The 3,327-nt window shown below is 68.3% G+C and carries 3 protein-coding genes; 2 read left to right on the top strand and 1 reads right to left on the bottom strand.

Annotated features, from left to right (window positions below):
• Both VIP82_RS02230 and VIP82_RS02235 read left to right on the top strand, forming a co-directional pair.
• Nucleotides 1-807 (top strand): ABC transporter permease (locus tag VIP82_RS02230; RefSeq protein ID WP_331905665.1); only part of this gene is annotated, 807 nt, incomplete at its 5' end.
• A gap of 93 nt (nucleotides 808-900) precedes the next feature.
• The gene (locus VIP82_RS02235) at nucleotides 901-2,802 is read left to right on the top strand and encodes a CocE/NonD family hydrolase (RefSeq protein ID WP_331905666.1); all 1,902 of its coding nucleotides are present in this window, start codon (nucleotides 901-903) and stop codon (nucleotides 2,800-2,802) included.
• A 53-nt stretch (nucleotides 2,803-2,855) separates the two neighbouring features.
• On the opposite strand, the gene VIP82_RS02240 is transcribed toward VIP82_RS02235, so the two are convergent.
• On the bottom strand, nucleotides 2,856-3,327 hold a 472-nt coding region (locus VIP82_RS02240), incomplete at its 5' end, for a CoA-binding protein (protein ID WP_331905667.1).

The following is a 3,327-nucleotide window of genomic DNA, read 5'->3' on the forward strand; positions in this document are numbered from 1 at the left end:
CGCGGCCTGATCGAGCTCCGGCAGGCGTTCACCGGCATGGAGCTTGTGAACCAGCTGCTCTGGCCGGTGGCCACGCTGGCCGCCGTGTTCTTCCTCCGCGACGTCTCGATCGGGAGCACCGGCTACCGGCTCGGCACGATCGTCCTGCCGGGTGCGCTCGGCATGTTCGTCGCGCTCGGCACGCTGCTCGTCGTGCAGCAGCTGGCAGCCGATCGTGAGGACGGCACGCTCCTGCGCGCCAAGGCGACCCCGAACGGGATCCGCGCCTACCTCGTCGGCAAGCTCGTGCAGATCTCGGCGACGATCCTCGCGTATCTCGCGATCATCCTGATCCCCGGCGTCTTCCTCGTCAGCGGCCTCGAGGTCGCCGACGCGACCTCGTGGATGACGTTCGCGTGGGTGCTGCTGCTCGGCCTCGTGGCGACGCAGACGATCGGGGCCATGCTCGGATCCGTGGTCGCGACTCCGCGCGGAGCGGGCTACCTGTCGCTCCCGGTGCTCGGGCTGATCGCGATCTCGGGCATCTTCGCCCCGATCACCGGCCTGCCCGACTGGCTGCAGTTGATCGCCCAGGTCTTCCCGGTGTACTGGCTCGGGCTCGGCATGCGTGCGGCGTTCCTCCCCGACGAGGCGGCGATCGTCGAGATCGGTGAATCGTGGCGCCACCTCGAGACGGCGGCCGTGCTCGGCGCCTGGGCGATCGTCGGGCTCGTGCTCGCGCCGGTGGTGCTGCGACGCATGGCGCGACGGGAGTCGGGCTCGAGCGTCGCACAGCGCCGTGAGCGAGCGATGCAACGGGTCGGGTGACGCTCGGCCCGATCATCGAGATTGTTGACCAATCAGGTTCGAACATCGTAGGTTGCCACATAACATCCCGGCCTGCGACGGAAGGACCTCCTTGTGAAATCCAGAATTCTCGCCCTCGCGGGTTCGGTGGCCATCGCGGCGCCGCTGGCGCTCGGTGCCGCGACATCGGCCGGCGCAGCGACGACCGAGAACCCACCGGTCACGCTCGTCGACGGCGTCACCGCTCCGATCTACGACTACGCCGACGCCATCAGGGAGACGGTCTGGGTCACCGCTCCCGACCTCGACGGCGACGGGGTCGACGAGCGGATCGCGACCGACATCGTTCGGCCCCGTGAGCTCGACGGCAACGCCCGGGTCCCGATCATCATGGACGCCAGCCCGTACTACCTGAGCTCCGGTCGGGGCAACGAGGCGGAGCGCAAGGTGTACGACGCCGACGGGAACCTCGTCAAGTTCCCCCTGTACTACGACAACTACTTCGTGCCCCGCGGCTACGCCTTCGTCGCGGTCGACATGGCGGGGACCGCCCGTTCGACCGGCTGCACCGATGAGGGCGGCCGCTCCGACATCGAATCGGTCAAGGCCGTGGTGGAGTGGCTCGCCGGCAACGGGGTCGCCCATGACGCCGACGGCGTGGTCGTCAGCGCAGACTGGAGCAACGGCAAGACCGGCATGATCGGCAAGTCCTACGACGGGACGTTGGCCAACGGCGTCGCCGCCACGGGCGTCGACGGCTTGAAGACGATCGTGCCGATCAGCGCGATCAGCTCCTGGTACGACTACAACCGCTGGCAGGGCGCGGTGAAGTCGATCAACTACCCGAGCAGTCTGTCCCGGTCGGTCGCGTCGAATCGGACCATCGCGACCGACTGCTCGGCGCGACTGAACTGGATGAATGCCAACGACGGTGACGAGACCGGCGCCTACACCGACTTCTGGGCCGAGCGCGACTACCGCGAGGGCACCTCCTACGACGTGTCCAAGGTCACGGCCAGCGTGTTCATCATGCACGGGCTGCAGGACACCAACGTCAAGACGATGAACGCCTCGAAGTGGTGGGAAGACCTCGGTGAACAGGGTGTCGCCCGCAAGATGTGGCTCACCCGCCTCGGGCACGTGGACCCGTTCGACTCCGAGCGCGCCCTGTGGGTCGACACCCTCCACCGATGGTTCGACCACGAGCTCATGGATATCGACAACGGCATCGACCGCGAGCCCGCGGTGAGCGTCGAGACCGCGCCGAACCAGTGGGAGCAGTCGAAGACCTGGCCGATCCCATCGGCCCGCACCCAGACGCTGAACCTGCACTCCGACGGCACGTTGATGCTCGGCAGGACGGACCGTTCCACGGCCAGTTACGTCAACTCCGCGTCGCTGAGCGAGGCGAACGCCGTCAGGATCGGCGCCAACGCCAACCGGCTGCAGTTCCTCAGCGGCACGATCCAGCACGACGTGCGGATCTCCGGCACACCGACCCTCGACCTCGACGTCACGCACACCGCCCCGGTCGGGCAGGTGTCGGTCATGCTGGTCGACTACGGCGTGATGGATCGCATCAGCACCACCGGCGACGGCGCGCAGACGTTGAGCACGGAGTCCTGCTGGGGCCCGGCGACCGCAACCGACGACGCGTGCTACCTGGATGTCGCCAAGCGCATCTCGAGCACGGAACTGCAGGTGGTGGCCCGGGGCTGGGCCCGCCTCGATGGGGCGGGCGACCACACGGTCACCGTGGAACTGGCGGCCAACGACGTCGTCGTGCCTGCAGGTCACCAGCTCGGCCTCGTGATCAGCGGCAGCCGCAACGGCGTGCTGGCCGTCGACACTGCGGCGACCACCTACACGGTCGATCTGAGCGGTTCGAAGCTGAACCTTCCGGTGTCGGGCCCGATGGCCGGCTTCGGTCCGGGTCGACTGACCGAGAAGGACACCGAGACCCTGAGCCCGGGGACCCTGGCCGACCTCGACGAAACGGTGTGGCCGGGCAACTGACCCTGCTGGTGAGGAGCTCCGCCGCCCGCGGCGAACGCGCGGCGGGCTCCTCGTCAGCGAACGGTCTTGCGCGCCGTGATCTGGCCGGTGTCGAAGCCGAGCAGGTGCAGCCCGCCATGGAAGCGGGCGTGCTCGACCTTGATGCAGCGGTCCATGACGACGGTGAGCCCCTGCTCCTCGCCGTAGTAGGCGGCCTCCTCGTTCCAGATGCCGAGCTGCACCCAGATCGTCTTCGCGCCAGAGGCGAGCACCTCGTCGACGACCTGCGGGATGTCGGAGCCACGGCGGAACACCACGACGATGTCGGGCACCTCGGGCAGGTCGGCGAGGCTCGCGTAGGCGGGCTGGCCGAGGATCTCGGTCTCCATGGGGTTCACGAAGTAGAGCCGGTAGTCGCTCGACTGCTGCAGGTAGGTGCCGACGAAGAAGCTCGAGCGCTGCGGCTTCGGTGAGGCGCCGACGATCGCGACCGACTTCGCCGCGTTCAGGATCTTGAGCCGCTGCTTCGCGTCGGGCCCGGTCCAC

It is taken from the genome of Microbacterium sp. (assembly GCF_036566905.1).
GTDB lineage: Bacteria > Actinomycetota > Actinomycetes > Actinomycetales > Microbacteriaceae > Microbacterium.